24 protein-coding genes and 5 pseudogenes are annotated in these 23,290 nt (G+C 68.1%); 13 read left to right on the top strand and 16 right to left on the bottom strand.

The window, feature by feature from the left end:
- Positions 1-61: 61 nt before the first annotated feature.
- From OHU35_RS00180 to OHU35_RS00190, 3 genes and pseudogenes are all read right to left on the bottom strand, one after another.
- A complete protein-coding gene (locus tag OHU35_RS00180; protein ID WP_405504059.1) occupies positions 62-520 on the bottom strand; it encodes a hypothetical protein in 459 nt (152 codons plus the stop codon).
- 210 nt (positions 521-730) lie between these two features.
- Positions 731-814 (bottom strand): annotated as a pseudogene (locus tag OHU35_RS00185) (HNH endonuclease); the annotation flags it as partial.
- Between the two features lie 456 nt (positions 815-1,270).
- The gene (locus OHU35_RS00190; RefSeq protein ID WP_405504061.1) at positions 1,271-1,666 is read right to left on the bottom strand and encodes a winged helix-turn-helix transcriptional regulator; all 396 of its coding nucleotides are present in this window, start codon (positions 1,664-1,666) and stop codon (positions 1,271-1,273) included.
- A 156-nt stretch (positions 1,667-1,822) separates the two neighbouring features.
- Here OHU35_RS00190 and OHU35_RS00195 point away from each other — a divergent pair, with 156 nt between their 5' ends.
- Positions 1,823-2,554 (top strand): alpha/beta hydrolase family protein, encoded by a 732-nt coding sequence (locus OHU35_RS00195; RefSeq protein WP_189730893.1) that lies wholly within the window; start codon positions 1,823-1,825, stop codon positions 2,552-2,554.
- A gap of 317 nt (positions 2,555-2,871) precedes the next feature.
- On the opposite strand, the gene OHU35_RS00200 is transcribed toward OHU35_RS00195, so the two are convergent.
- Entirely contained in the window at positions 2,872-3,780 is a 909-nt protein-coding gene (locus OHU35_RS00200) for a squalene/phytoene synthase family protein (RefSeq protein WP_405504063.1), read from the bottom strand.
- A 59-nt stretch (positions 3,781-3,839) separates the two neighbouring features.
- Between OHU35_RS00200 and OHU35_RS00205 the strand changes: the two genes are divergently transcribed.
- The gene (locus OHU35_RS00205; RefSeq protein WP_405504064.1) at positions 3,840-4,151 is read left to right on the top strand and encodes a hypothetical protein; all 312 of its coding nucleotides are present in this window, start codon (positions 3,840-3,842) and stop codon (positions 4,149-4,151) included.
- A 363-nt stretch (positions 4,152-4,514) separates the two neighbouring features.
- On the opposite strand, the gene OHU35_RS00210 is transcribed toward OHU35_RS00205, so the two are convergent.
- Complete coding sequence (locus OHU35_RS00210; protein ID WP_405504066.1) at positions 4,515-4,961, bottom strand: peptidase inhibitor family I36 protein; 447 nt, start codon at positions 4,959-4,961, stop codon at positions 4,515-4,517.
- Positions 4,962-5,348: 387 nt separating this feature from the next.
- Positions 5,349-6,114: pseudogene (locus OHU35_RS00215) on the bottom strand (transposase); the annotation flags it as partial.
- Positions 6,115-6,208: 94 nt separating this feature from the next.
- Here OHU35_RS00215 and OHU35_RS00220 point away from each other — a divergent pair.
- The 3 genes from OHU35_RS00220 to OHU35_RS00230 all read left to right on the top strand — a co-directional run bounded on the left by OHU35_RS00220 (position 6,209) and on the right by OHU35_RS00230 (position 7,882).
- Positions 6,209-6,760: a hypothetical protein gene (locus OHU35_RS00220; RefSeq protein ID WP_405504068.1), complete on the top strand. Its 552-nt coding sequence runs from the start codon at positions 6,209-6,211 to the stop codon at positions 6,758-6,760.
- Between the two features lie 80 nt (positions 6,761-6,840).
- Positions 6,841-7,326, top strand: coding sequence for a hypothetical protein (locus OHU35_RS00225; RefSeq protein WP_405504069.1), 486 nt, complete (start codon positions 6,841-6,843; stop codon positions 7,324-7,326).
- Positions 7,229-7,882, top strand: a complete 654-nt coding sequence (locus OHU35_RS00230) for a hypothetical protein (protein ID WP_405504071.1) — start codon at positions 7,229-7,231, stop codon at positions 7,880-7,882. Before OHU35_RS00225 ends, OHU35_RS00230 begins: the two co-directional genes overlap by 98 nt.
- A gap of 145 nt (positions 7,883-8,027) precedes the next feature.
- On the opposite strand, the gene OHU35_RS00235 is transcribed toward OHU35_RS00230, so the two are convergent.
- Positions 8,028-8,765, bottom strand: coding sequence for a dienelactone hydrolase family protein (locus OHU35_RS00235; protein ID WP_405504073.1), 738 nt, complete (start codon positions 8,763-8,765; stop codon positions 8,028-8,030).
- A gap of 249 nt (positions 8,766-9,014) precedes the next feature.
- Positions 9,015-9,410 (bottom strand): MmcQ/YjbR family DNA-binding protein, encoded by a 396-nt coding sequence (locus tag OHU35_RS00240; RefSeq protein ID WP_189730879.1) that lies wholly within the window; start codon positions 9,408-9,410, stop codon positions 9,015-9,017.
- 110 nt (positions 9,411-9,520) lie between these two features.
- On the opposite strand from OHU35_RS00240, the gene OHU35_RS00245 reads away from it, so the two are divergent.
- On the top strand, positions 9,521-10,459 hold the full coding sequence (locus OHU35_RS00245; protein WP_405504075.1) for a helix-turn-helix domain-containing protein: 939 nt from the start codon (positions 9,521-9,523) through the stop codon (positions 10,457-10,459).
- A 135-nt stretch (positions 10,460-10,594) separates the two neighbouring features.
- Here OHU35_RS00245 and OHU35_RS00250 read toward each other — a convergent pair whose 3' ends face one another.
- Positions 10,595-11,026, bottom strand: a complete 432-nt coding sequence (locus tag OHU35_RS00250) for a YybH family protein (RefSeq protein WP_405504077.1) — start codon at positions 11,024-11,026, stop codon at positions 10,595-10,597.
- Between the two features lie 61 nt (positions 11,027-11,087).
- A pseudogene (locus tag OHU35_RS00255) lies at positions 11,088-11,561 on the bottom strand (zinc-binding dehydrogenase); the annotation flags it as partial.
- A 433-nt stretch (positions 11,562-11,994) separates the two neighbouring features.
- Between OHU35_RS00255 and OHU35_RS00260 the strand changes: the two are divergent.
- Positions 11,995-12,873, top strand: coding sequence for a helix-turn-helix domain-containing protein (locus tag OHU35_RS00260; RefSeq protein ID WP_405504079.1), 879 nt, complete (start codon positions 11,995-11,997; stop codon positions 12,871-12,873).
- A gap of 234 nt (positions 12,874-13,107) precedes the next feature.
- On the opposite strand, the gene OHU35_RS00265 is transcribed toward OHU35_RS00260, so the two are convergent.
- Both OHU35_RS00265 and OHU35_RS00270 read right to left on the bottom strand, forming a co-directional pair.
- Positions 13,108-14,088 carry an NADPH:quinone reductase gene (locus OHU35_RS00265; RefSeq protein WP_405504081.1) on the bottom strand — a complete coding sequence of 327 codons (981 nt, stop codon included), beginning with the start codon at positions 14,086-14,088 and terminating at the stop codon, positions 13,108-13,110.
- Between the two features lie 2 nt (positions 14,089-14,090).
- A complete protein-coding gene (locus OHU35_RS00270; RefSeq protein WP_189730871.1) occupies positions 14,091-14,666 on the bottom strand; it encodes a PadR family transcriptional regulator in 576 nt (191 codons plus the stop codon).
- Positions 14,667-14,822: 156 nt separating this feature from the next.
- Here OHU35_RS00270 and OHU35_RS00275 point away from each other — a divergent pair, with 156 nt between their 5' ends.
- Together OHU35_RS00275 and OHU35_RS00280 are read left to right on the top strand one after the other, a co-directional pair.
- Entirely contained in the window at positions 14,823-15,629 is an 807-nt protein-coding gene (locus OHU35_RS00275) for an alpha/beta fold hydrolase (RefSeq protein WP_405504083.1), read from the top strand.
- Positions 15,630-15,792: 163 nt separating this feature from the next.
- Positions 15,793-16,047 carry a hypothetical protein gene (locus OHU35_RS00280; RefSeq protein WP_405504085.1) on the top strand — a complete coding sequence of 85 codons (255 nt, stop codon included), beginning with the start codon at positions 15,793-15,795 and terminating at the stop codon, positions 16,045-16,047.
- A gap of 106 nt (positions 16,048-16,153) precedes the next feature.
- Here OHU35_RS00280 and OHU35_RS00285 read toward each other — a convergent pair whose 3' ends face one another.
- Positions 16,154-16,975, bottom strand: coding sequence for an alpha/beta fold hydrolase (locus OHU35_RS00285; protein WP_405504087.1), 822 nt, complete (start codon positions 16,973-16,975; stop codon positions 16,154-16,156).
- A gap of 635 nt (positions 16,976-17,610) precedes the next feature.
- On the bottom strand, positions 17,611-18,339 hold the full coding sequence (locus OHU35_RS00290; protein ID WP_189730865.1) for a TetR/AcrR family transcriptional regulator: 729 nt from the start codon (positions 18,337-18,339) through the stop codon (positions 17,611-17,613).
- A gap of 240 nt (positions 18,340-18,579) precedes the next feature.
- Between OHU35_RS00290 and OHU35_RS00295 the strand changes: the two genes are divergently transcribed.
- Both OHU35_RS00295 and OHU35_RS00300 read left to right on the top strand, forming a co-directional pair.
- Positions 18,580-19,167: a flavodoxin family protein gene (locus OHU35_RS00295; RefSeq protein ID WP_189730864.1), complete on the top strand. Its 588-nt coding sequence runs from the start codon at positions 18,580-18,582 to the stop codon at positions 19,165-19,167.
- A gap of 51 nt (positions 19,168-19,218) precedes the next feature.
- A complete protein-coding gene (locus OHU35_RS00300; protein WP_405504089.1) occupies positions 19,219-20,208 on the top strand; it encodes an aldo/keto reductase in 990 nt (329 codons plus the stop codon).
- A gap of 304 nt (positions 20,209-20,512) precedes the next feature.
- On the opposite strand, the gene map is transcribed toward OHU35_RS00300, so the two are convergent.
- Complete coding sequence (gene map, locus OHU35_RS00305; protein WP_359896185.1) at positions 20,513-21,280, bottom strand: type I methionyl aminopeptidase; 768 nt, start codon at positions 21,278-21,280, stop codon at positions 20,513-20,515.
- A gap of 64 nt (positions 21,281-21,344) precedes the next feature.
- Between map and OHU35_RS00310 the strand changes: the two genes are divergently transcribed.
- Positions 21,345-21,650: a helix-turn-helix domain-containing protein gene (locus tag OHU35_RS00310; RefSeq protein ID WP_405504091.1), complete on the top strand. Its 306-nt coding sequence runs from the start codon at positions 21,345-21,347 to the stop codon at positions 21,648-21,650.
- 291 nt (positions 21,651-21,941) lie between these two features.
- Positions 21,942-22,226, top strand: a pseudogene (locus OHU35_RS00315) (lamin tail domain-containing protein); the annotation flags it as partial.
- 3 nt (positions 22,227-22,229) lie between these two features.
- Here OHU35_RS00315 and OHU35_RS00320 read toward each other — a convergent pair.
- A pseudogene (locus OHU35_RS00320) lies at positions 22,230-23,082 on the bottom strand (IS5 family transposase).
- Positions 23,083-23,290: the final 208 nt, after the last annotated feature.

The following is a 23,290-nucleotide window of genomic DNA, read 5'->3' on the forward strand; positions in this document are numbered from 1 at the left end:
GTTCTCACAACGGCCGGCGCCCAGCCTCGGCCGGGCCTGGCGTCTGCTCATGGCCTGCTCGTTAGTCCCCCAGGTTTACTGGCGGCACGGTCGCTGTCACCGCTGCGGGCAGCTGGCCGTTCAGGATCTCCTGGCGTGGCAGTGACAGCCCGAAGTACTGCTGCAAGGCGGTCAGGGTCGCACGCAACGAGTCGAACTCCTCGCTCACGTCATCTTCGAGAAGTCCGGCTTCTTCGAACGCCGGGAGCAGGAACGCCATGCCCTCGTCTGGGGTGTCGCCGATGTCGAAGCGACCGACCGTTTGGCCGTCGCGGTAGTACCAGCACTCCCTGGGTGGGTCGTCCGGCTTCGGGGTCAGGTGCAAGACTTCGATCCCGCCTGCAGAGACGTCGGGGTGAGCCCACCAAGCCTTGGAGGGCCAGCCCTGCTCCACCGCATATGACCAGCCGGCGCATTCATGCTGTCCCGCCCCAGTCTGCGTCGTGTCGTACCAGCCGGTCACGGCTTGGGAACGGTGCACGACACTGTCACCTTGGATGCGTCGCAGTGCGCGAACTCAGGGAAGGCCACCCAGTACTCGTCCTTGTCCGTCCCGTAGGGATTGCTGCAGAGTTGGGTGACACCTGACCTGGCTTGCTGAGAAGCGGCCTGGAGGATGTTGCAGTGCCCAGGCCGAGGAGTTCCGCGAGGACGTCCGGCCTACTGCCTGACTCCACCGGACGCCCCATGGCTATCCCATCGTCAAGCCCGCGCCCTTGCGTCGATTGCACCAACCGCAGAGGAGTTGCAGGTTCTCCGCTGTGCTGGATCCCCATCGTGAGCACGGTTGCGGCCGCCGGGCCGCTGTCTCGAGTGCGAGACGTCTCGGTGCCGACGGTGACGGCGCCGGTCGAGGGGACCGAGGTGCAAGTCGACGTCCTGGGCGACATCGTCACGGCGGCCGGGAGAGCGCGTTCGTTCGGCCGCCGAGGTGAGCGAGTTGTTCGACGGCGTGCTCACCAAGCTCGCCGGGCGACGCGAAGCCGCTGCTGCCGCCAAGCCAAGGTCGCCGAGACTCCCCAGGAGTGACCGCGGCTCCTCGGCCGGGTGTGACGAATGGGCCCAGTTGGCACTAGGGCCTGTGTGCGGTCGTGATCAGTATGCGTATTTCGCTGCCTTGGTGGGGCTGGTCGCGATAGGACGCGGGGTGTGACATGGCGACAGTGCACCGACGACCAGGGCAAGCTCATCGAGCCGTACCTGCCGATGGGTGAGTACATCCGGGCGGGCGTCAGGCGGGCGAGGTGTCGGCGCGGGCGTCGTACACGGCGCGGGCGGCGTCGATGTGCGTCAGGTGCGTGATGCTCCACTCCAACAGGGGTGCGGCGGCTTCGCGGAGGGTCCTGCCCATCGGAGTGAGTTCGTAACTGACGTGCGGAGGCATGACGTTGCGGACGGTCCGTGTGAGGATCCCGTCGCGTTCCAGGCCGCGCAGGGTGACAGTGAGCATACGCTGGCTGATCCCGTCGACGGCCCGCTTGAGTTCGGTGAAGCGGCGCGGCCCCTGGCTGAGGTTACGCACGATCAGCAGCGACCACTTGTCGCCGACGATGCCGAGCACTTCACGGGCCTGGCACGGGTCACCGGGCCGTGCCGGCCGCGACTCGCCGCCCACTGGGCCACTCATGGTTACCTCCAGAGAACCGGGGCACCGAAATGTGCCTTATTGATCGAGGTGCTGCAGTTGCAGCACGATGATTTCAGTTCCTGAAGATTACCGAGGCACAAACAGGAACCTTAAGGCTCCCGCGCCTCCACGCCCCGGAGAGGAAAAACTCCCCTCATGTCAACTTTTCTGCTGGTACACGGCGCCTGGCACAGCGGCCGGTGCTGGGAGCGGGTGGTCCCGCTGCTGGAATCGGCCGGACACCGCGTGTTCGCACCCTCACTGACCGGCTACGGCGACAAGGCACACCTGCTCGGTCCCGAGGTGGGGCTCGACACGCACGTCGCGGACGTCCTCAAGCTGATCCACGAGGAGAACCTGACCGAGGTGGTGCTCGTGGGTCACAGCTACGCGGGGCTGGTCGTCTCGTCCGTGGCCAACGAGGTACCGGAACGAATCGCGCACCTGGTGTACCTCGACGCGATGGTCCCGGAGCACGGCGAGGCCGCCGTCGACGTGCAGCCCATGACCCAGAACCTGATCGACCTGGCCGCCAAGTCCGACAACGGCTGGCGCATCCCGCCGCTGCCCGAGATGCCTCCGCCCTTCGGCCTGTTCGGAGTCACCGACCCGGCGGACGTCGCATGGCTGCGTGCGACGCTCTCCGACCAGCCAGTGCGCTGCCTGCGGCAACCAGTCCGGCTGGACAACCCTGCCGTGGACTCCATTCCGCGCACGCACATCCACTGCGTCGGCGCAGCGCCGGAAGGCATCGTGCGTCGGCCCGTCCCCGCGACACAGCCCAACGGCTCCCCAGCACGGATACGGGAACTGCCGACCGGGCACGACTGCATGATCACCATGCCGGCGGATCTGAGCGAACTGCTGCTTGAATCCACCCTTCGGTAGCGCCCGGACCGTGACTGCGGCAGCGAGCCGGAGAAGGCCCGCCACCGTCGGACATCGAACCCGGCCCATGAAGCCGCCCACTTCGCGAAAGAAGCGCCATAGGGCCTATGTACACCCGTAGACAGTCGGCCAGGGGCCGAACAGAGATGGTCGGCATTGCCGTCGGCGACGAGGTTCTCGATATGAGACGCGGCCTCCTTGGTGCGGCGCAGCACGGCCATGGCCTGCACGCGTTCCACGTTCGCCGGCCAGCTTCCGGGCGGACGCTGCCTGAAGTTGGTGGCGTCCAATCCGAAGTCCCGAGGACACAGGACGGTTCAGCCCTGCCTGCGAGCCTTTCTACGAGCGCCCAGCATCACTCGTAGCGAGCCCACCATCGGCGGTGATACGGATCCGCGCAGCAGCCGGGCGCCATGCGCGAGCGCCGCGTCCGCAGTGAGCAGCTCGATCTCGACAACTGCCTCCAACAACACGCCGTTGCGGTTCGCGGTCAGGGCGGGCAGTTCCTTGGCCGTCAGCAGGGAGGTGCGCGCCGCTTCGATCTGGCGCTCCACCAATTCCCGTACGCCTGGCGATTCGCGCCCCTCCGCGAGGTCCTTCTCCGTAACCGAGAAGCGTGCCAGCGTTTCCGTCGGGATGCCCAGCCTCCCTTCCGCCAGGTCCTCGGCGAGGTCGTTGATGAAGTCCAGCCGCTGGCTGCCGTCGATGAGCATCCGGCACCCGGCCCGGAAGTCCCCGTCGTCGCGCTCCGGCCTCAGCAGGGACGCGACCAGCATGAACGCGGGCAGCGAGTAGGCGTCCACATACTCCTGGTAGTCGGCCTCGGTGGCGAAGCCGGCGAACTCCAGCTCGGCGGTGGCGGTGGCCAAGTACTCCTCAACCACCTCCCGGAGCCGCGGGTACGCCGCCGTGGTGTTCAGCAGCGTACGGATCAGCGGATCGTCGCTCACCCCGCTGTCCAGCGCCTTGCGCATCTCCTGCTCCCACGACGCCCACGCCGAGACTCGCTGTGGCTTCGGTCCGGTGTCCAGCAGGTTGTCCCCGTGATGCATCACCGCCGTCGCCGCCACCACATGGGGCAGCACCGCTTTCGGCAACAGCAGACGGGTCGCAAGGTATGAGGCACGTCTAAAACGCGCGACTGACTCCCGCTGGGCGCTGTAATCCTGCCGGAGTTCCGGCTCCCGTATCCCCGCAGCATCCAAGCTCTGATTCCACGCACTCATGCGCCGATCGTAGGCAGGGCTGAGCAGGAGGTCGCCCGCCAGAACGGCTGATCGCCAAGGTGCAGGCTCGGCAGACAAAGGCCGGCCGGTCCAAGCGCGCCTCCGGCAAGCTCGTGCGCATGTACCGCCGCTACCACGCGTGGCGCGCCCCGTTCCCGCTGTGGGCGCGGATCGCGTGCGACATCCTGTTCTGGGCCGTCATCGCCGCCGCGGCGTACGTGGCGATCGGCGGCCTGTGCGGGGCCATCCTCATCGCAGCTCCCCTTCTCGGGTTCCTCGGGCTCGCGTCGAGCAAGGAGCACGACGACGGCATCGACTGGAGCGACCACCGATTGGGAGGGCAGCCCAGGAACCCCGGGCCCAGGATTTGAGCCGTGGCTGACCGCGTGGTCGCGCGTTCACATGGCAGGCCGAGGTCCCGACCGGGCGGCGCACCCGCCTGCGGCCGCAGATCTGCTGCACTATGCCCGCATTGAGCTACCGGAGGCCCGCGCAGGCAATCCCGATTAACGTTTCGCTACAGCATCAGACTTGGGGACACGAGGGTCCTCCCGAACGGATGACGGCCGGGCTGCACGGGGCGATGACCGGTGTCCCCGCGAATTGCGGGGACACCCGGGGAAGTACACCGGAGACTCGGCCCGGCAATTTCTGGGGCGATGAGCACAGGACCGCCCGACTGGCGCAGCAGCCATTCACTGAGGCCAGGGATGCCGACGCTGCCAACAACCCCGTCAGGGACCCCAGACTGCGATACTGACGACATTGAACGGGGTCGTGTCCGAATAGGTACCCGTCTTGAGATCGAACTTCTGTCCGGTGCAGCTCGCTCCGCTGTAGATGGAAATGCGACGCCCGCTCTGGTTGGAAACTGTCCGCGGGAGGTCGTCAGGGCCGAAGCAACCCGGGGTCTTGGTGTAGCTCGTCTTGGCGCCCTTGAATTTCTGCTGTTTCCAGGTACAGATTTTCCCGGCGGCGCAGCTGGCCTCAGCGGAGGCAGGCTGAGTATCGAGCGGCAGACCGGTGCCGTGTGCCACCGCCACCGCAGATGCGTGGCCTTCGTTCAGCGACTTTGCCGTGAGGATGTCACCTTGGGCGCCCGCCGGATTTGCGGCAACAAGGCTTCCTGCGATGGCAGTCGCTGTGACGATAGAGCGCAGAATTTGTTTGGTGCGTGTCATTGCAAATACCCTGGATTGGTCGAGAATGGGAACAGGTATACGAGTGGGCGCCTATTTTCGGCATCGAGAATTCTGATGTCGGTGCCGTTCGCCAGCGCGCTTATCAAAGTACATGGCGACCGTAGGAATTTCGTTAGCACTCAGTGCACACCTACTTGGCGATGCGTTCACTCGGTAATGTGCTGGGCTTGGTGACGGTAGTCCTTGGGCGGGATGCTGTAGGCCATGTGGAAGGCGCGGGTGAAGTCGGACGCGCGGTGGACTCCGAGCACGCCACGGGTCTGCAACTCGTCGAGGTCGGGGAGACGGACACCAGGTAAGGGCTGTCGCGTAAAGATCTTGAAGTCGCCTCGGCCATGGTGAGCCGCCGTGCGGCCCGCTTGCCTCTCCGGCGAGAGCGAGGTTGTGCATCCGGGCGATGCCGAGCATGGCGTGGTGGACGCCGTCGCCTTTGAGGCGGCACTCGCGAGGATCTTCCAGGTCTTCATGCGGGCGAAGGCGTGCTCGATGCGGGCTCGGACCTGCTTGTGGGACTTGTTGTACTGCTCTTTCCAGTCCGGAAGTTCACTCTGGCCATGCTTACGACGATGCGGGATCACCAGTCCGGTGCCCGGGCAGCCGCCGTCGGCGATCGTGACTGTGTTCCCGACGGCATCCTTGGCGCCGGACTCCTCCCATGCCTTGCACTCGTTGCGGTTCCCTGCGAGTGACCGGCCGACCACGACGACCAGGCGGGTGTCGGCGTCGATGACGACCTGATGGTTGGTGGAGTACCGGTAGTTCTTCGACCGCTCGGCGATCGTGTGATCGCGGGTGGGCACCAGGGTGCCGTCCACGATGAGCACAGTCTCCTTGGCGAACCGCTTGCGGGGCTGGAGTGCAGCAGGGGTCCGAAGTGGTTGATGACTCGGCTGGCCGTCGCCTTCGAGACGCCGAACAGCGGAGCGAGCTGCCGCAACGTCAGATTGGTGCGCCAGTAGGCCGTGACCAGCAACACCCGGTCCTCCGGCGGCAGGCTCCACGGTCGGCCTCGGTGGACCACTTCCGCTCCATCGCGCCGCAGCGTGGTCAGCAGTTTGCCGAAACAGCGCGGGCTCAGCCCCGCGAACGGGGTTATCCAGGACGGCTCCGATGCCGTGATCACACTCGCCACACCATGATCATCACTCGGGCTGGCCCAATGCCGAGGCGATCCCACAGGTACGCTGATCGGGGCAGTCCACAGTGCGCACGACCCGGGGGAAACCGTGAACCGACCACTGCTGTTCCTCGACGTGGACGGGCCGCTCAACCCTTACGCGGCCAAGCCGGAGAGGCGTCCTGACGGCTACACCACACTCAGAGTCCCCCGGAACGATGCCCATGAGGACGACAGGGGCCTCTCGTCCCGACGACGTCCCCTACGTGTCTGGCTCAACCCAGAGCACGGACGAATCCTGCTCCAGCTCGACTTCGAGCTGTGCTGGGCCACCACATGGATGGACGACACCAACCGGTGGATCGCACCGGTCCTCGGCCTTCCGGAACTCCCCTTCGTCGACTTTGGCGACGCCCTGCTCCAGGAACGCCCTGACGGGGTCCACTGGAAGACCGGGCCGCTGGTGGACTACGCAGGCGGCCGTCCTTTCGCCTGGGTGGACGACGAGCAGAGCGAGCTGGATCAGACGTACGTGACCGCCCACCACCAAGGCCCCGGGCTCCTCCACCACATCAACCCGCGGATCGGGCTAAGGCAGGACGACTTCCGCGCACTCGCCGACTACGCCCGGTCCCTGAACACCTCACGAACCACCGGCTGAGCACTTCAGCAGCGCTACAGGCTGCCTCGCACTCGAGGCCAAGATCTTTGCGGGACAGCCCTTGGATGGGGAACCGGGTGGTGGCGAAGACTTCGGGTGTGGTGAGGAAGAGCTCGAAGACGGCCGCGAGACCCCTGTCGAAGCGCCCGCCGATTCGTCTGGGGCAGATCAAGACCGGTCGGATCGTGAAGCGGCTGCGGGAGCCGCATGAGTTGGGCGGGGATCCGGCGTTGGAGCGGTTCCCGGCCTCGGAGGAGCTGTTCCTCGTGCTGGAGCGCGCGCAGACGTGGGCTGGCAGGTTGAAGCAGCCGGAGGATAGCCCGGTCAACGTGGTGGGTGAGGCCGCGGTGGTGCGCGCGAAGCTGTGGCAGTACGTGCGCGAGCAGGCCGACGCCGGGCAGCTGAAGGCGATCGAGGACGGCAGGGCCGCCGGGGCGCCCTGGACCCATATTCACCGAGGCACTGTGCGTGAGCTCCAAGCAGGGTGCGTACCAGAAGGCGCGGCGGCTGAAGGCCGAGCAGGTCCGCGAGCCCGGCGAGCGCAGAACGCCCGAGGTCGCTCGTGAACATGAGAAACGCGTAGTCACCGAAGAGCGGGCCGAGCGGGCCCTGTTGCTCGTGCAGGAGCGGCGCTTCCCCCCCCTCGCCCGGCAGATCGGCCAGCTGCTCCTGGAACACCGCGACGGCCTCGTCCTGGACAGCTGGGCGGCGTACTGGCTCGGCGAGATCGCCGAGACCATCGACGACCGCGACGACCCGGCCAAGCGCGCACGGTTCACCGGGGGGTGGAGAGCTTCGTCCGGGCCGTCCTCGGCCATGCCCGGCAGCGCAACCAGCCCTCCACCACTACCGAGGAAGCCCGCCGGGCTCTGGCGCTGGCCACCGAATGAACAAGGCCCTGGCAAGGCCGGCGACGAATGCCGAGTCGGACGACACGAAGACCGTCCGGCACGTTTCCAGCTCGCAGCCTGGCCCGCACGGGTCGCTGATGGAACCGAAGAATCGCAGGGCGCCAAGCAGGTCGGGGAGATGGCGGCACCACCCGTGACGACGGCCCGCCCCTGGCATCTGCGAGACACCGTTGGCGAATTTCCTGTGCCAACGGAGGTTGGTGATCACTAGTGACGTATCAAGCAACGTTGGCCCTGGTTGTCGCCCGGCGGTGTCGGCTCGATCGAGCCGATGCAGCAGATGAGCGGCGCCCATCCGGCTCCGGCGAGGGCCTCTTCGGCGTCGATGTCTCGTTACAGATCCATGCCTGCCTGGGTCATGCCCCCAGGTCCTCCGTCACGGGCAGGCACTCGGCGAGCAGGTCGACGACATCGCGCCAGGCTCGCTGCGCGTGCTGTGGGTGGTAGCCGACACCGGGGACCACGGGGTGGTCGACCGGCGGGTGGTGGAAGGCGTGCAAGGCGCCGCCATAGATCGCGAGGCGCCAGTCGACGCCCGCGGCCTGCATCTCAGCGGTGAACGCGTTTCGTTGCGCGGGCGGCATGATCGGGTCTTCCGATCCGACCCCGGCCCACACCGGGCAGCGGATGCGCGCTGCCTCGCCCGGTCGGCCCGTGGTAGTTGCGTTGACTGTCCCGATCGCGCGCAGGTTGACGCCGCCTCGCCCGAGTTCCAGCGCGATGGCGCCCCCGGTGCCGTAGCCGATGGCGGCGATCAGGTCGGGGTCGGTCCGGGGCTCGGTGCGCAACTCGTCGAGTGCCGCGTGGCCGATGCGCCGCATCCGGTCGGGATCAGCGAGCAGTGGCATGCAACGGGCCAGCATCTCCTCGGGGTCACCCAAATAGCGCCCGCCGTGAAGGTCGAAGGCCAGCGCTACATATCCCAGCTCGGCGAGAGCATCGGCCCGGCGGCGCTCGACGTCGCTGAGCCCCATGCCCTCTGGTCCGAGCAGCACTGCGGGCCGACGGTCGACACCGGCCGGGAGCGCGAGGTGCCCGATCATCGTCAAACCGTCTGCCGGGTACTCGACCGTACGCGTCGTAATCGTCGTCATGAGACTGGACTGTAGTGATCGTCGAGCCCGGTCCGGCCGGTGTTCTGCCGCTGGCAGAACGGCGTAGGTGTCCCTCTGAAATTGTGACCGTGATGATCTGTTCGTCCGGGTCGTCGGTGACGGTCAGGAACACCTTGTCCGCGACCTTGTACACGTCGAATTCGGGGGTGAAGGGGCGGCCGTGGCTGACGTCGGGGAGGGCGAGGGCCGCCTTGCGGGCGGTGTCCTGGAGGCGGTCACCGGCCGCGCTCACTGGGCCGCCTGCGTGCTGGTGCCGTAGGTGTGCGGGTCGACGGGCCGCTCGGCCTTGGGCAGGTGGGCGACGACGAGCCGGTAGGAGTCGGTGACGAGCTCCCTGACGAGCTCCTTGTCGATGCCTTCTCCGCTCTCCAGGGTGATCCAGTGTTTCTTGTTCATGTGGTAACCGGGGGTGATGTGGCTGTACTGCTCCCGCAGGGCATGGGCCTCGCCGGGGTCCGCCTTGAGGATGACGACGGGCCGCCCGGGGACCTCGGTCATCAGCATGAACACCTTGCCGCGTACCTTGAAGACCTCCCAGTCCGGGCCGAAGGGATGCTCCAGCTGCGCTCCGGGAAGTTCCTCCGCGCACTCGGCGGCGAACGTCTGCAGGGTCGATCCGTTCATGAGTGTTTCCTTTCTCGGGTAGTGGCGGGCCGGGGCGTCGGCCACGGACGCGGACGGCACGCCCCATCCTTTTCCCTGAAGCGGGCGAAACGGGCGTAAGCTGCGGACACGTGATGGTCGACAAGCGACACCCCAGGCGTTCTGTCGGACGCCGCGGGCAGGCCGCGGTTCCGCTGTACGGTTTCTCGCCCCCGGTCGGCACTCCGTACGGCCTCAAGGTCAGCACTGTCGAGGACTTCTTTGCCGAGCACGACGACTGGCCGTGGAATCCACCCCGTCCGGGCCGTGCCACTTTCCACTACCTGATCCTCGTCACCGAGGGTGAGCTGCTCCACGATGTCGACCACGTCACGCGGACCGTTGCCTGCGGCCAGTGGCTGTGGGTGCGTCCCGGGCACGCGCAGTGCTGGCATCCGCCGGGCGCCGCCCGCGGCTTGTTCATCCTGTTCGAGCCGGACGTGCTGACGTCCGACGCCGCCCGCCTGCTGGCCCCGGTCACCGCGCACGAGGCCCCTGCCGTTCTCAGCCCGCACCCCGATGACGCGGCCTGGCTGAGGCAGACGGCGCTCCAGCTCCTGGACGAGCATCGTGCACTGGGGCGCCGTCGGCTCGATGTCCACCACGCCCTGCGGCGCAGCCTGCTCGAATCGCTGCTGCTGCGCCTCGCCAATTCCCCGGATGTCACCTCCACCGGCGCTTTGGCGGGCGGCACGGGCCGCAGGGTCACGTACGCACGGTTCGTGGACGCCCTGGAGCTGAACTTCCGGGAACTGCACCGGGCTGCGGACTATGCCGGGCTGCTCGGCTGTTCGGTTCGTACCCTCAGCCGCGCGGCCCGGGACGCCACCGGCAAGGGGGTACGTGAGGTCATCGACGAGCGGCGGCTGCTCGAAGCCCGGCGCCTGTTGGGAGGTGGCGTTTGGGACGCCCGGGCTGTGGCAGTCCATCTCGGGTTCACCGATCCCGCGAACTTCGGCCGCTTCTTCCGTGGCCACACCGGTCTCCCCCCGGCCGCCTTCGCGGCCCGCGAAGCCAGGACCGGCATGTGAGGCGGGCGCGGCACAAGCCCGCATCCCCACGGCCGCCACGGCCTTGATCGCGTCCGGAGCGGAGGCCGGGCCAGGGCCGGCCGCCTCCTTCGATCGTTTGCTTACTGGCCGGGGTACGTCACCTTGGATCCCCGGTCAGGACGCGATCGCGCCTGTCGCGGTCTGGGCGAACGCCCAGTTGGAGTGCACGATGCGCCACTCGTCGTCGATCAGCCGGTATGCCTCGGTGGCGTTCCAGGCGCGCAGCTGCCGCTCGTTGCTGTTGTCGTCGAGCACGTAGGTGTTCAGGTTGTAGGCCAGGACGGCGAAGTCACCGCCGTCGCTGACGTGCACGACGGGGTTGAGGTACTCGTTGCGCACGATGTGCGGGTTGGAGTAGATCGCCTCGATGTGGGCGACGGCCGCGTCACGGCCGACGACCAGGTCCTTTTCGATCGGGTCGAAGTAGCTGATCTCCTCGGCGTAGTTGTCGAGGTAGCCGCGGTTGTCGCCGACGCTCCACCGCTCGTTGAAGGACTTCTCCAGTGCCAGGATGGTCTTGCTGATTTCTTCCTTGTTGACGCCCATGACAGTCTCCTTTTCGTGCATGCCGCCGGCTGGCTCCGGCCGGCGCGGATGGGTGTGTTTCTCAGTCGTCGAGCAGCACGACGTGCTTGCCCGGCGTGGTGCCGGCCTCGACGTCGGCCTGGGCATCGCGAACCTGCTCCAGGCCGTGGTAGACCTTCGCGACCGGGGCCTTGAGCCGCCCGGCGGCGATGGCTTGCAGTTGCTGCTGGAACACCTGCGCGGGAAGGTCGGTGGCCCCGCCCGCGTAGCTGGTCAGCCGCACCCCGTTGGGAATCATGAACGGGGTGAAGTCGGGGATCGTCCACTGGCCCGCCAGGGCTCCGGTGAAGCAGACGGTGCCGTGGCGGCGCACGGTGCGGAAGGTGTCGGCGAGAACCGAGCAGCCCACCAGTTCCAGAACGGCGTCGACGCCGTCCGGCATCAGCTCGCGCACCTGGTCGGCGATGGTGCCGTTGTCGGCCAGGGGATGGTCGACGCCCACGGCCCGCAGTTCCCCGGCCCGGTCCGGACTGCGGGTGGTGGACAGCAGAGCTGAGCAGTCACCGGAGCTTCAAGATCAACGCATTGGCCCCTTTGACTCGTATCTCGGCAGCACAAACTGACCCGTAGGACCCGGCCCTCCTGTGGATCCGCTGTACCTACGCGCAGAGCGTCACTTGAAGGTCCCGAGAGTCCAGCCCGCGACAGACTGGCTTCGTCGCTGAGAGCCGATTGATGTCACTGTGTCGCTGCGTCAGCCCGGCAGGGCTACGCAGCGGGCTGATTGTTGACGCGAGCGTGTCCGCCATGCAGTGAGTGCCTGTTTTCGACCCCGTAGAACGCCTGGCGTTCCTGCCGCGAGGCACATGACGAAGTCACAGTCCGTTTCAGCTGCCTGTCATCACGACGGCATGGCGCGCGATCAACAATCCTTGTCCCATGACAACCTCCGGTCCGCACAGTGACTTCGAGACGGAGGTACACAGCTCGTGGCGGCGAACATCAACCCCACCGTCAGGAGACGTCGTCTGGGAGCCGAGCTCCGCCGACTCCGCCAGGACAGTGGACTGACGAGCACCGAAGCGGCCGTACGGCTCATGGTCTCCCAGCCCAAGATCAGCCTCCTGGAGAACGGCCGCCGCGCTATCAGCCCCCGCGATGTACGCGATTTGTGCGCGATCTACGCAGTGACGGACCAGCAGGTCATCGACTCGCTCATGCGGATGGCCAAGGAATCCGGACAACAGGGCTGGTGGCACGCATACGGCGACATCCCCCAGAGTGTTTACATCGGCCTGGAGGCAGACGCCGCCACCCTTTATGCCTACGAGCCCATGGTGATCCCCGGTCTCCTGCAGACCCCCGCCTACGCCCAAGCCGTCATCGAAGAAACGTTCCCCCCGCTCACCGCCGACCAAGCCGCCACGCTCCTCAGGGTGCGGCTGCGCCGACAGCACCGGATCTACGACCCGGCCTGCCCGCTGCGCCTGTGGGTCGTCCTGGACGAATCGGTACCGCGCCGCGTCGTCGGCAGCCCCGACATCATGCGCGAACAACTGGAGCACCTGAACGCGCTCAGTGCCGAGCCGCACATCACCGTGCAGGTCCTCCCCGACACCGTGGGCGCTCACCCGGGCCTGTCAGGACAGTTCTCCATCCTGAAGTTCGCCGGCAGCCCTGAGACAGTTGTGTACGTGGGACGGTTCACCAGCGATGTCTACCTGGAGAAACCGTCGGACGTGCAGCACTACGGCGTGATGTACGAGCAGCTCCAGGCCCAGGCCCTCAGCCCTCACAGGAGCCGCGCGTTCATCACCGACGCCATCAAGACGTACATCAACGCAGCGAGCCGTGCCCTGACCGAGTGACTGGTTCACATAGGCGCGGACCATGGGATACGACACTGCCCGTCCAGGGCGGCATCCTGAAGACCTGTACCTTGGCTTCGCCAGCGGGTGGCTGGATCGTTGACCGGGGTGAGGCGCCGGGCCGGTGAGGGCCGGGCCAAGGGCGAGGCGGGGTTGCAGCACCGTGCACGTCCACCCCGCCCGCAGCACCCTCGTGCTCAGCTGTGCGGCTGAGGAGATCGCGCCAGAGTTTCTCTACTGGGGGATGTCGATCAGGACGCGGCCGCGGCCGCCTGCGTCGATGCGGTCGTGGGCCTTGGCGATGCCGGCGAGCGGGAAGCGGGCGCCGACATCGACGGTGAGGGCGTCGACGGCGGCCGCGGCGGTGAGGTCGCGGGCGGCCTGGCGTTTGGCCTCGGCGGGGAAGTCGTCGCTGCCGAGCAGGCGCAGGGTGACGTTGTTGAACAGCAACGTCCAGAACGGGATCGCGGTGCGGTCGGAGCGGGTGGCGTACGCGGCGATGATGGCGCCGTTCGCGGCGACGGCGTCGTCCAGGTCGGCGTTGTCGGACAGGGCGACCTCGATGATCCGGTCCACGCCGTCGGGTGCGTGGGCGCGGATCGCGGCGGCAGGGTCGCCCGAGTCGAGGGCGACGGCGTGGGTGACGACCGCGGGGTCGACCCGGTCAAGGTCGGTGCCGCGTCGGACGGTGCCGATGACCGTGGCCCCGCCCCAGCGGGCGAGCTGGGCGGCCAGCGAGCCGACCCCGCCGAGGACACCGTTCACCAGCACGAGTTTGCTGTCGACGGGGCCGTCGGCGAAGACGGCGCGGTGCGCGGTGATGCCGGGGATGCCCAGGCTCGCGCCGAGGTCGTCGGGCAGGTGGTCGGGCAGCGGGACGGCGAGGTCGCCGGGGACGACGGTGTACTGGGCGGCGCTACCGAAGGGGCGGTAGGACTGGGCGCCGTACAACCACACGCGCTGCCCGACGCGGCGCGCGTCGACGCCGTCGCCGACGGCGTCGACGATGCCGGCGGCGTCGCTGTGCGGGATCACCCGCGGATAGGGCATGGCCGAGCCGGTCCAGCCGCGCCGCTTCTTGGTGTCGCCGGGGTTGGCGCCGGAGACGGTGACGCGGACACGGACCTCACCGGGGCCAGGGGTGGGGTCGGGCAGCTCACCGAGCTGGAGCACCTCGGCGGCCGGGCCCTGCTGGTCGTACCAGGACGCAAGCATGTTCAGTCCTTCCGGTCACGGGTGTGGGTCTGAGGGCGGGGCTGCTCGTCCGCTCCTCGGATGCCGTCGCCGTCCAGGACCTCGTGGAGCCATGCGCGCTCGGCGCGGCTGATGGCGCGGGCGGTGAGCAGCATGCCGCGCCGGTAAGGGTCGGTGAGCTGCTCGGCGCGCAGCGGTGTGTCGCCGTCGTAGAAGAAGCTGGCGGGGGCCTCCAGGAAGTCCAGGCGGCGGCGCAGCACGGCGTGCTGCTCGGCGCTGTCGGGCAGCAGCGAGAGGAACGCCAGGATCACGAACCAGCGGGAGAAGTCGGTGATCTCGTACTGGGCCGGTTCCCGCAGTCGCCGCAGCATGTCCTCGCGTCCTGCCGCGGTCAGGTTCAGCACGTACCGGCCGCCGCCCGCCTCGGGTGCGGGGCGCCGTTCGATCAGCCCGGCCTTCGTCAGCCGGTTGATCGCCGGGTAGAGGGTGCCGTCGCTGACCGGACGGCTGTAGCCGGTCAGGTGCGTGATGCGGCGGCGCAGCTCGTGACCGGGCAGGGGGCCTTCGGCGAGGAAACCGAGGATCGCGAGTTCGAGCATGACCCCAGCCTCTCACATCGAAACGATGTGTGCATCGTTTCGATGTTACCGTGCAGAGGGAGGCGGCGCCCCGCCGTACCGCCGGCAAGGCCGCTCGGGCGGACCGGCCGCCCGCGCCGTATCTCTCCCCGAGAGCGCGACATAAGGAAGAAGACCATGACTGCCCCTGCTCCCCGCCAGGCCCACGTCACCTCCACCGACGGCACAAAGATCGCCGTCACGATCACCGGCCAGGGCCGCCCCCTGGTTGTCTCCCCGGGCGCCCTCAACGCCGCCCAGGACTGGCAGACCCTCGCCGGCCTGCTGGCCCCGCGCTTCACCACCTACGCGATCGACCGCCGCGGCCGGGGCGCCAGTGGCGACAACGGCGAGCACACCATCCAACGGGAGGCCGACGACATCGCCGCCGTCCTCGACCTCGCCGGACCCGACGCGATCCTGCTCGGCCACTCCTACGGCGGACTGGTCACCCTCGCCCACGCCCTGCACCAGCCCCCGGCGGCGTTCATCCTCTACGAGCCCCCGATCCCGCTGGGCGGCCCCGTCGGCGGCGACGCCCTCGCCCCCTTCGAGGAGGCCGTCCAGGCCGGCAACCTCGGCCAGGCCCTCACCCTCGGGCTGCGGAACTTCCTGAAGTTCCCCGAGGAAGCCATCGAGGAGTTCCGCCAGACCCCGTTCTGGGCCATCCGCGCGTCCATGACTCCGACGTGGGCCCGCGAGATGCGCGCGATGGACAGCTTCGGCGACGACCTCGCCCGCTTCGCCGCCCTCGACATCCCGACGCTCCTCGTGATCGGCGAACTCAGCCCCCGCTGGCTGACCGATGTCTCCCGCCGCCTGCACCAGGCCCTGCCTGACGCCCGACTCGTCGAGATCCCCGGCGAAGCCCACGACGCCTTCCTCACCGGCCCCCACGCCCTCGCCGACGCCATCACCGCCTTCGCAGGCGGCCTGCCTGCTTAAGCGAATTCGACAGCCCGGCCCTCACAAACAGTCCTTTGCGCGAGCAAGATCAATCATCTGCCGCCGGACCCCCGCCGACCCCGGATTCGTTCACAGAACCCGTTCTCACTCAAAGCCGGATGGACCCCCTTCTGAGACTTGCATCGTGCGAAAATCCGCGCCCATGACGGACCCTCAGCAGCCCTCCCCAGCCGACCGGTTGCACGCCGAGGACGTCGAACAGCACGCCTGTCCGAAGTGTGACGCGCCGCCCGGCTCGCCCTGCCGCTCGCGCGGCGGCGCGGTCGCATCCGCCTACCACACCCGCCGCTTCACCATGGTGCCCCGGCCGAAGAAAGCGCTGCGGGTGCCCACCCTGGCCGACCGCGGCCCGGGCCGAGCTACCCCCGCGGACGCGGGGACGGCATCCAGCGGCTGAAGGGCTGGGGCAAGGACCCGGAGCTACCACCGCGGGCGCGGGGACGACCCGTTGCCCGAGGAGCCCTGCGTGCGGTCCGCCGAGCCACCCCCGCGCGCACCGCGGCTCAGGCTGAGGGGAAACCGGCTGTCAGGCAGGCCAACAGCTGGCCCGGCGCGTCTTCCTGGAGAAGGTGGCCGGCGCCCTCGATCCAGTGCAGCTCAGCGTGCGGAACGCGTTCGTGCAACCACTCGGCGTACTGCGGAGGAAGAATGCGGTCCTCGCAGCCCCAGACGAGCCGCACCGGAAGCGATATACCGCCCAGCAAGTGCTCGTACGTGACCGTGTCCGCCTGCCTGATCTGGCTGTACTGACGGTAGAACGCCGCTTGCCCTGAGTCCCCTCGCCACGGTGCGAGGAACGCATCGAGAACTCCCGGCCGGAGGCCGACGTGCGTGGCGTGCCGCAGGTGGCTGGCGACCAGCGCTTCGTGCGCGTAACCCGGAAGCTTCTGGAAGACCTCCTCGTGCTCCAGGAAGAGCTGGAAGAGCCCTCGCTCCCACTCGCCACCGCTCACCGCGTCAAAGAGGGTCAGATCCTGGTAGCTCCTCTCCTCCAGCAGCAATGTCCGAAGCGCCACTGCCCCGCCGATGTCGTGGGCGACCACGCTGGGGTCGGACAGCTCCCAGTGGTCGAGGAGCCGGGCAAAGTTCCTCGCGTGAGCCGCCAGGCTGAGGTCCTGGCCCTCGCGTTGGTCCGACTGGCCGAAGCCGAGATGGTCGAAGAAGAAGACCTTGCGGGTGCGGGCGAGGGCCGGAGCGATGTCCCGCCAAAGAAAGGAAGAATACGGCGTGCCGTGCACCAGTACGATCGGGTCTCCGCGACCCAAGGTCCCCCACCGCACCACCCCTTCAGGCGTCTCAAATTCCTCACCAAGCGTCCAGTCCATCACTGGCCTCCTCTCTTGCCTCATGAACAACACCTTCCGCTAAAGCCTCATCGGCAAGAAGCTTCCGCATCTGTGGTCCCAGGCTCACCGGCATCACCCTTGCCCCGAAGAGGGCGAGCCTTCTACGAGCAAGGGTGAAAGCTCCGAAGAACGGGCGGGGGCGAGGGCCACTGTCAGGATGGCTGTCATGACCATCCGGCCAGCTGGTGCGGGGCCTGCCCGGGTAAGGCGCTCCGCAGCGCTGTCGGGCAGGCGAATACAGGGAAGAGCGATCCCGGGTCCCGATGGAGACCGGATGCGTTCGCTCCAGGCGGGTGGCAACAAAGCGGCACATTCCCACCGCGGGCCAGTTGCACCGCAGCCTTGCGACCTGCTCGGCGCGCCCCCATCTTCGCAAGCTCACCGACAACCCCCAGAAAGCCACCGGCAAACGCGCTGGGGCCTCGGGGGCTGGCTGGATCCGCCGAAGCCGAAGCGCCCACGGAACCTGCCGATCTCGACGCCCTTGCGCATCTTCGGACAGCCGGGGGTACCAACACCCCCAAAGCCCCTTGCAGCCTGCCCCTGCGACTGGACGCCCACCGCGCGGGTGTCGTAACCGACTGCGCCCACCTGCTGCGGTGCACGCGGCCGGTTCAGTCCGCCAGCCGCTGCAGCCATTCGCGCAGCAGAGCCGTCTCCGTGTCTCGCAGGGGCACCCCGGCACCCGCGGCCGGGGGCTCGGCGGTGAGCGCGGTTTGAAGTGCGGCATCGAGGGCGAGTGCGCGCGAGGCCAGGTCCGACCCGGATGAGGCGGGCGAGTCCGTGGTGATCGAGGCGATGACGGTGTCCCGCAGCCGTGTCGAAGTGGTCAGGTCCCGCTCCGAGGGCTCTTCGCCGATCAGCGCCAGCGTAACGCCCGTTGTCGCCGCGTGGATGACGCGGGTCGCCTGCGCCACCGGAACCCGAAGGCGCCCGGCGTCGGCCGCCCGGCCCAGCAGTCTCACCAGCAGGGCGTGCGCCTCGTCCGCAGCCGGAGGCCGCCGCCCGGGCTGCACAGTGCCGTACATGAGCATGTAGAACGCGGGGTGCTGCACTCCGAAGTCGACGTGCAGGTCCCAGCCGCGGTAGAGGTCTGCTACCGGGTCGTCTGGGGTCAGCGCCAGCGCCTCCCGTTTCTCGGCCAGGTACATCTCGAATCCGTAGGCGGCCAGCTCGGCCAGGAGTCCGTCCTTGTCGTCGAACATCCGGTACAGCGCGGGGGCTGTGATGCCCGCGGCTGCGGCGACAGCGCGCGTGGAGACCGCCTCGCTGCCGCCCTCCTCCAAAAGCTTGGCGGCCACCTGCAGCGCCTGGCGCCGCGCGGCGCGTCGTCCCTCGTTCATGGAACAACGATACCTTATTTTGCGTATCGCCGCCTTATCGATGCTACCGTTTAGAGCGGATCGACGATCCACGCTGATGATGGTCGGCGCCGGCCCGCGAGATCCGGGCATGCGCCGCAACCCGGCCGGGGCCGTCGGTCCCACGCGTGGAGCAGTGCGGCCGACCGCCGCAGCGGACAGTTCGTCGTCCGCCGACACCACCACCGAACACGCCGCCATCGCGGCAGGAGAGGAACACCCGTGTCCGATATCTCGATCGTCATCGCGTCGCATTCCGGCTACGGCCACACCGCGCAGATCGCCGCGGCCGTCGCGGACGGCGCGCGCTCCGTCGCCGGGGCGCACGTCCACCGTGTGGACGTCGCCTCCCTCAGCAACGCCGACTGGGAACTGATGGACGCCGCGGACGCCATCATCTTCGGCACCCCCACCTACATGGGCACCGCGTCGGGGGCGTTCCACGCCTTTGCCGAGGCCAGCAGCAAGCGGTGGATGACCCGCGCCTGGAGCGACAAGCTCGCGGCGGGATTCACCAACTCCGGCTCCATGAGCGGCGACAAGCTGCACACCTTGCAGTACCTCTCGCTCCTGGCGGCCCAGCACGGAATGCTCTGGGTGAGCCTGGACCTCCTGCCGGGCTGGAACACCACCACATCCAGCCCCCAGGACGACAACCGCCTCGGCTTCTACCTCGGCGCCGGCGCACAAAGCTTCAACGACACCCCCGCGGTCGACGACGCAGACATGAACACCGCTCGCCACCTCGGCCGACGCGTCGCCGAGCACACCCGCATCCACCGTGCCGGACTGACCGCCGCAACGCACTGACACAACGGTCCGGCAAACAACACCTTTCAGCTTCTTTCAGAGGAGTGCGTCATGCAGCATCGGACACTGGGAAGCCAGGGCCTTGAGGTCTCGGCGATCGGCTACGGCGCGATGGGCCTGACGATGGCCTACGGACCCACCGACGAGGCGGCCGGCGTCGCTACCCTCCGCCGCGCGCACGACCTGGGCGTCACCTTCTTCGACACCGCCGAGATGTACGGCTGGGGCACCGGATCCAACGAGACCCTGGTCGGCAAGGCGGTCAGGGACTTCCGCGACGACGTGGTCCTGGCCACCAAGTTCGGTGTCGACATGTCGGTGCCTCCGGAGCAGATCGGCGGCCCTGTCAACAGCCGGCCCGACAACATCCGCAAGGTCGCCGAGAACAGCCTGCGCTACCTCGGCGTGGAGCACATCGACGTCTTCTACCAGCACCGCGTCGACCCCGAGGTGCCCATCGAGGAGGTCGCGGGCACCGTCAAGGAGCTGATCGACGCGGGCAAGGTGAAGTACTTCGGCCTCAGCGAGGCCGGACCCGAGACGATCCGCAGGGCGCACGCCGTGCAGCCGGTATCCGTCCTGCAGACCGAGTACTCCCTGTTCGAACGGGACGTCGAGCAGCTCTTCCCCGTCCTGGATGAACTCGGCATCGGCTTCGTCGCCTACTCCCCCCTCGGCCGCGGGTTCATCACCGGCACCGCCAAGCCCGCCGGCCAGTACGAAGCCACCGACATACGCACCGTCGACCCGCGCTGGCAGCCGGGCAACTTCGAGAAGAACGTCGAAGCCGTCGACCGGCTCGCCGAGCTCGCGGCGGCCAAGGGTGCCACCGTCTCCCAACTCGCCCTGGCCTGGCTCCTGACCCGGGGCAAGCACATCGTGCCCATCCCCGGCACCCGCAGCCCGAAGCGCATCGAGGAAAACGCCGACGCCGCCGACCTCACCCTCACCGACGCCGACCTCAAGGCCATCGACGAGATCCTGCCTCAGGGCGGCTTCGGCGCCCGCTACACCAAGGCGCACGTGCCCACCTGGATCTGATGATCCCCCCCCCCCCGGGACAGATGCCACCCAGGTCGGCTCCGGCGAGACCAGCGCAGGGCCGCTGGGGCGAGGCGGACGGTGTCGTGTGAGCGCGTTCGGATGCGTATGGGCTGAGACGTGCATGGAAGGCGCCCTCGGTCCCACCGATGGGCCGGGCGTGGATGTTTCACAGGTGGTCGCTCACAACACCCCGCTGTCCGGAGGCCCACCTGGGGTGATCATGATGAAACGATCTGGGGCCGCTTCCGGCCCTCAAGATCAACAACGGGCGGCCTCTGGGCTTACCTCAGCGCTACCCCCCTTACGGTCGGGTGAGAATTTCGGCTCCGCTGTCGGTGATGGCGATGGTGTGCTCGCTGTGCGCGGTCCGGCAGCCTGTCGCGCTGCGCAGCGTCCAACCGTCGGCGTCGGTGACGAGTGTGGCAGTGTCGGCCATGACCCAGGGCTCCAGGGCGAGCAGCAGTCCGGGGCGCAGCTTGTATCCGCGGCCGGGCCGTCCGGTGTTCGCGACGTGTGGGTCCTGGTGCATGGTCGAGCCGATGCCGTGGCCTCCGAATTCGGTGTTGATCGGGTAGCCCGCCTTGCTCAGGACCGTGCCGATGGCGTGGGAGAGGTCGCCGATGCGCGCCCCAGGCTTCGCGGCGGCGATGCCGGCGGCGAGTGCACGTTCGGTCGTCTCGATCATCGCGACGCTCTCCGCCGGCCTGGCCTTGCCCACCAGAAAGCTGATCGCGGCGTCCGCGGCCACCCCGCCCCTGGCTACGGCGAGGTCGAGAGTCAGCAGATCCCCGTCTGCCAGCGTGTAGTTGTGAGGCAGCCCATGGAGCACTCCGTCGTTGACGGCCGTGCAGATGTAGTGCCCGAACGGGCCGCGCCCAAAGGAAGGCGCGTAGTCGACGTAGCAGGACTGCGCTCCCGCCTCGGTGATCATCTCCTTGGCCCACTGGTCGATGTCCAGCAGGTTCGTCCCGACCGTGCTGCGCTGCTTCAGCGTGTGCAGGATGTTTCCGACCAGGGCGCCGGTGTCCCTCGCCCGCTCAAGCCGCGCGGAGTTCAGGATCTCGATCATGGGGGCCTCTCATGTACATCCAATAACTATCCCGGTCTAACTGTACCGGTATTAAAATGGGGTCATGGTCAGGTCGCCGCTCACCCCCGCCGAGGTAGAACGCGGACAGCGCCTTGGCGCCCTGCTCCGCCGAGCCCGGGGCTGCCGCTCGATGCTGGACGTGGCGCTCGCTTCGCACATCTCGCCGGAAACTCTGCGGAAGATCGAATCCGGCCGTGTGGCCACCCCCGCCTTTCCGACCATCGCAGCGATCGCCGACACCCTCGGCCTGTCTCTCGACGCCGTCTGGGCCGAGATCAGCCAGGCGGAGCGAATCGTCGAGGATCAGTCGGCCCTGCCTGTCACACGGCATCCATCGCTGGTTTCGTAACGCCGCACTCAGAGAGTCAGCGGTTCACTGACCGCGCTGTGCCGGTACGCAAGGCCTCTCAGACTGCCGGTGCGTCAACATCGTGCACGGGCGGCATAGATGGATATTGCATGTGAGAGTCATAGAAAAGTGGACACCAAGTAACAACGGTCATCTCTTCCCCACAGCTTCTCCATGGCGTGGACAGAGGGCGTGCGCGGCCAGCCGGCCGCCGACGCACACCACACCCACTCCCCCGGGCAGCCCGCAGCGGCTCCCCAGGGAAGGGTGTCCGCACCATAAGGGGACCTCTTGTCCGCCTTCGCTTCCGTCACCGCTCGCCGTCTCGCCGCCGCCGCGCTCACCGCCGGCGCTCTCGTCTCGGTAGTGACGCTGCCGGCATCCGCCACCGACCACGCCCGCCCCGCGCGGTCCGAGGTGAAGATCTCGGACGTCCAGTACGACTCCCCCGGCCGGGACGGCCGCTCCAACCGCTCCCTGAACCGGGAATGGGTGGAGATCACCAACACCGGCCGCCACAGCGTCAACCTCGACGGCTGGACCCTGAAGGACGAGGACGGCCGCACCTACACCTTCGGATCACCGCGCTGACCAGATGAAGATGGCGGCGAGTTGGAGCCCGGCCAGGAAGACGGTGGCCGTCTTGTCGTAGCGAGTGGTCAGGCCGCGCCATTGCTGGAGCTTGTTGATGCACCGCTCGACGGTGTTCCGTTGCTTGTAGGTCTCACGGTCGAAGGCCGGGGGACGGCCGCCGAGCCGACCGCACCGCTTGCGGTTTGCGGCCTGGTCCGCCCGCTGCGGGATCACCGCCGGATCTTCCGCCGCCGCAGATGAAGACGGATCGCCCGGGACGAATACGCTTTGTCGGTCAGGACCACGTCCGGCGTGACCCTGGAGCGGCCGAGCCGTCCGGGCACTCGCAACCGGGCCATGACCTGCTCGAATGCGGGTGCGTCACCGGCATGGCCCGGCGTGATGACGAACGCCAGCGGTCGGCAGCGACCGTCCGCGGCGAGGTGGATCTTCGTGGTCAGCCCACCGCGGGAGCGGCCGAGGGCATGGTCTGTCGGCTCGCCGGCCGGGGCCCCTTTTGACGGGCCCCGGCGGCGTGCTGGTGTGCACGCACGATCGTGGAGTCGACCGCGACGACCCAGTCCAGGTCGCCTTCGGCGTCGGCCTGGGCGAGCAGGGCGGTGAAGACTCTCCCCCAGGTGCCGTCGGCGGCCCACTTCGGCAGCCGGTTGTGGGCGCCCTTCCACGAGCCGAAGCGCTCGGGCAGGTCCATCCACGGCGTGCCCGTGCGGTACTTGAACGCAATCGCGTCGATCACCTGCCGGTGATCACGCCACCGCCCACCCCGCCGAGGGGTCCGGTCCGGCAGCAACGACTCGATACGGGCCCACTGGGCGTCAGTACGACACACCCATACCAACGATCCGATGATCTGAAAGAAACAGCCCAGTAGCTCTCCGTCACTGGCCACAGAAGCTGAGCCAGAACCCTTACAAATCAACGAAGCCACCGGTACGCCTGGGTCTTCTCGTGCTCGGCCAACGCCCGGTAGATGCTGGAGTGGCTGGGGCCTGGCGCTCATCGATGTCCCTGGCCGAGGTCTTCTGCCGGGAGCGACCTCGACCAGG

Source organism: Streptomyces purpurascens (assembly GCF_045040895.1).
GTDB lineage: Bacteria > Actinomycetota > Actinomycetes > Streptomycetales > Streptomycetaceae > Streptomyces > Streptomyces purpurascens.

What these genes read in the sequence shown, in the direction of transcription:
- OHU35_RS00290 (WP_189730865.1), bottom strand. Translation starts at nt 18,339, where the DNA reads ATGAACGAGGGACGACGCGCCGCGCGGCGCCAGGCGCTGCAGGTGGCC.
- OHU35_RS00300 (WP_405504089.1), top strand. Translation starts at nt 19,219, where the DNA reads ATGCAGCATCGGACACTGGGAAGCCAGGGCCTTGAGGTCTCGGCGATC.
- OHU35_RS00250 (WP_405504077.1), bottom strand. Translation starts at nt 11,026, where the DNA reads ATGGGCGTCAACAAGGAAGAAATCAGCAAGACCATCCTGGCACTGGAG.
- OHU35_RS00275 (WP_405504083.1), top strand. Translation starts at nt 14,823, where the DNA reads ATGACTGCCCCTGCTCCCCGCCAGGCCCACGTCACCTCCACCGACGGC.
- OHU35_RS00235 (WP_405504073.1), bottom strand. Translation starts at nt 8,765, where the DNA reads ATGACGACGATTACGACGCGTACGGTCGAGTACCCGGCAGACGGTTTG.
- OHU35_RS00200 (WP_405504063.1), bottom strand. Translation starts at nt 3,780, where the DNA reads ATGAGTGCGTGGAATCAGAGCTTGGATGCTGCGGGGATACGGGAGCCG.
- OHU35_RS00265 (WP_405504081.1), bottom strand. Translation starts at nt 14,088, where the DNA reads ATGCTTGCGTCCTGGTACGACCAGCAGGGCCCGGCCGCCGAGGTGCTC.
- OHU35_RS00210 (WP_405504066.1), bottom strand. Translation starts at nt 4,961, where the DNA reads ATGACACGCACCAAACAAATTCTGCGCTCTATCGTCACAGCGACTGCC.
- OHU35_RS00310 (WP_405504091.1), top strand. Translation starts at nt 21,345, where the DNA reads ATGGTCAGGTCGCCGCTCACCCCCGCCGAGGTAGAACGCGGACAGCGC.
- OHU35_RS00190 (WP_405504061.1), bottom strand. Translation starts at nt 1,666, where the DNA reads ATGAGTGGCCCAGTGGGCGGCGAGTCGCGGCCGGCACGGCCCGGTGAC.
- OHU35_RS00280 (WP_405504085.1), top strand. Translation starts at nt 15,793, where the DNA reads ATGACGGACCCTCAGCAGCCCTCCCCAGCCGACCGGTTGCACGCCGAG.
- map (WP_359896185.1), bottom strand. Translation starts at nt 21,280, where the DNA reads ATGATCGAGATCCTGAACTCCGCGCGGCTTGAGCGGGCGAGGGACACC.
- OHU35_RS00195 (WP_189730893.1), top strand. Translation starts at nt 1,823, where the DNA reads ATGTCAACTTTTCTGCTGGTACACGGCGCCTGGCACAGCGGCCGGTGC.
- OHU35_RS00285 (WP_405504087.1), bottom strand. Translation starts at nt 16,975, where the DNA reads ATGGACTGGACGCTTGGTGAGGAATTTGAGACGCCTGAAGGGGTGGTG.
- OHU35_RS00240 (WP_189730879.1), bottom strand. Translation starts at nt 9,410, where the DNA reads ATGAACGGATCGACCCTGCAGACGTTCGCCGCCGAGTGCGCGGAGGAA.
- OHU35_RS00270 (WP_189730871.1), bottom strand. Translation starts at nt 14,666, where the DNA reads ATGCTCGAACTCGCGATCCTCGGTTTCCTCGCCGAAGGCCCCCTGCCC.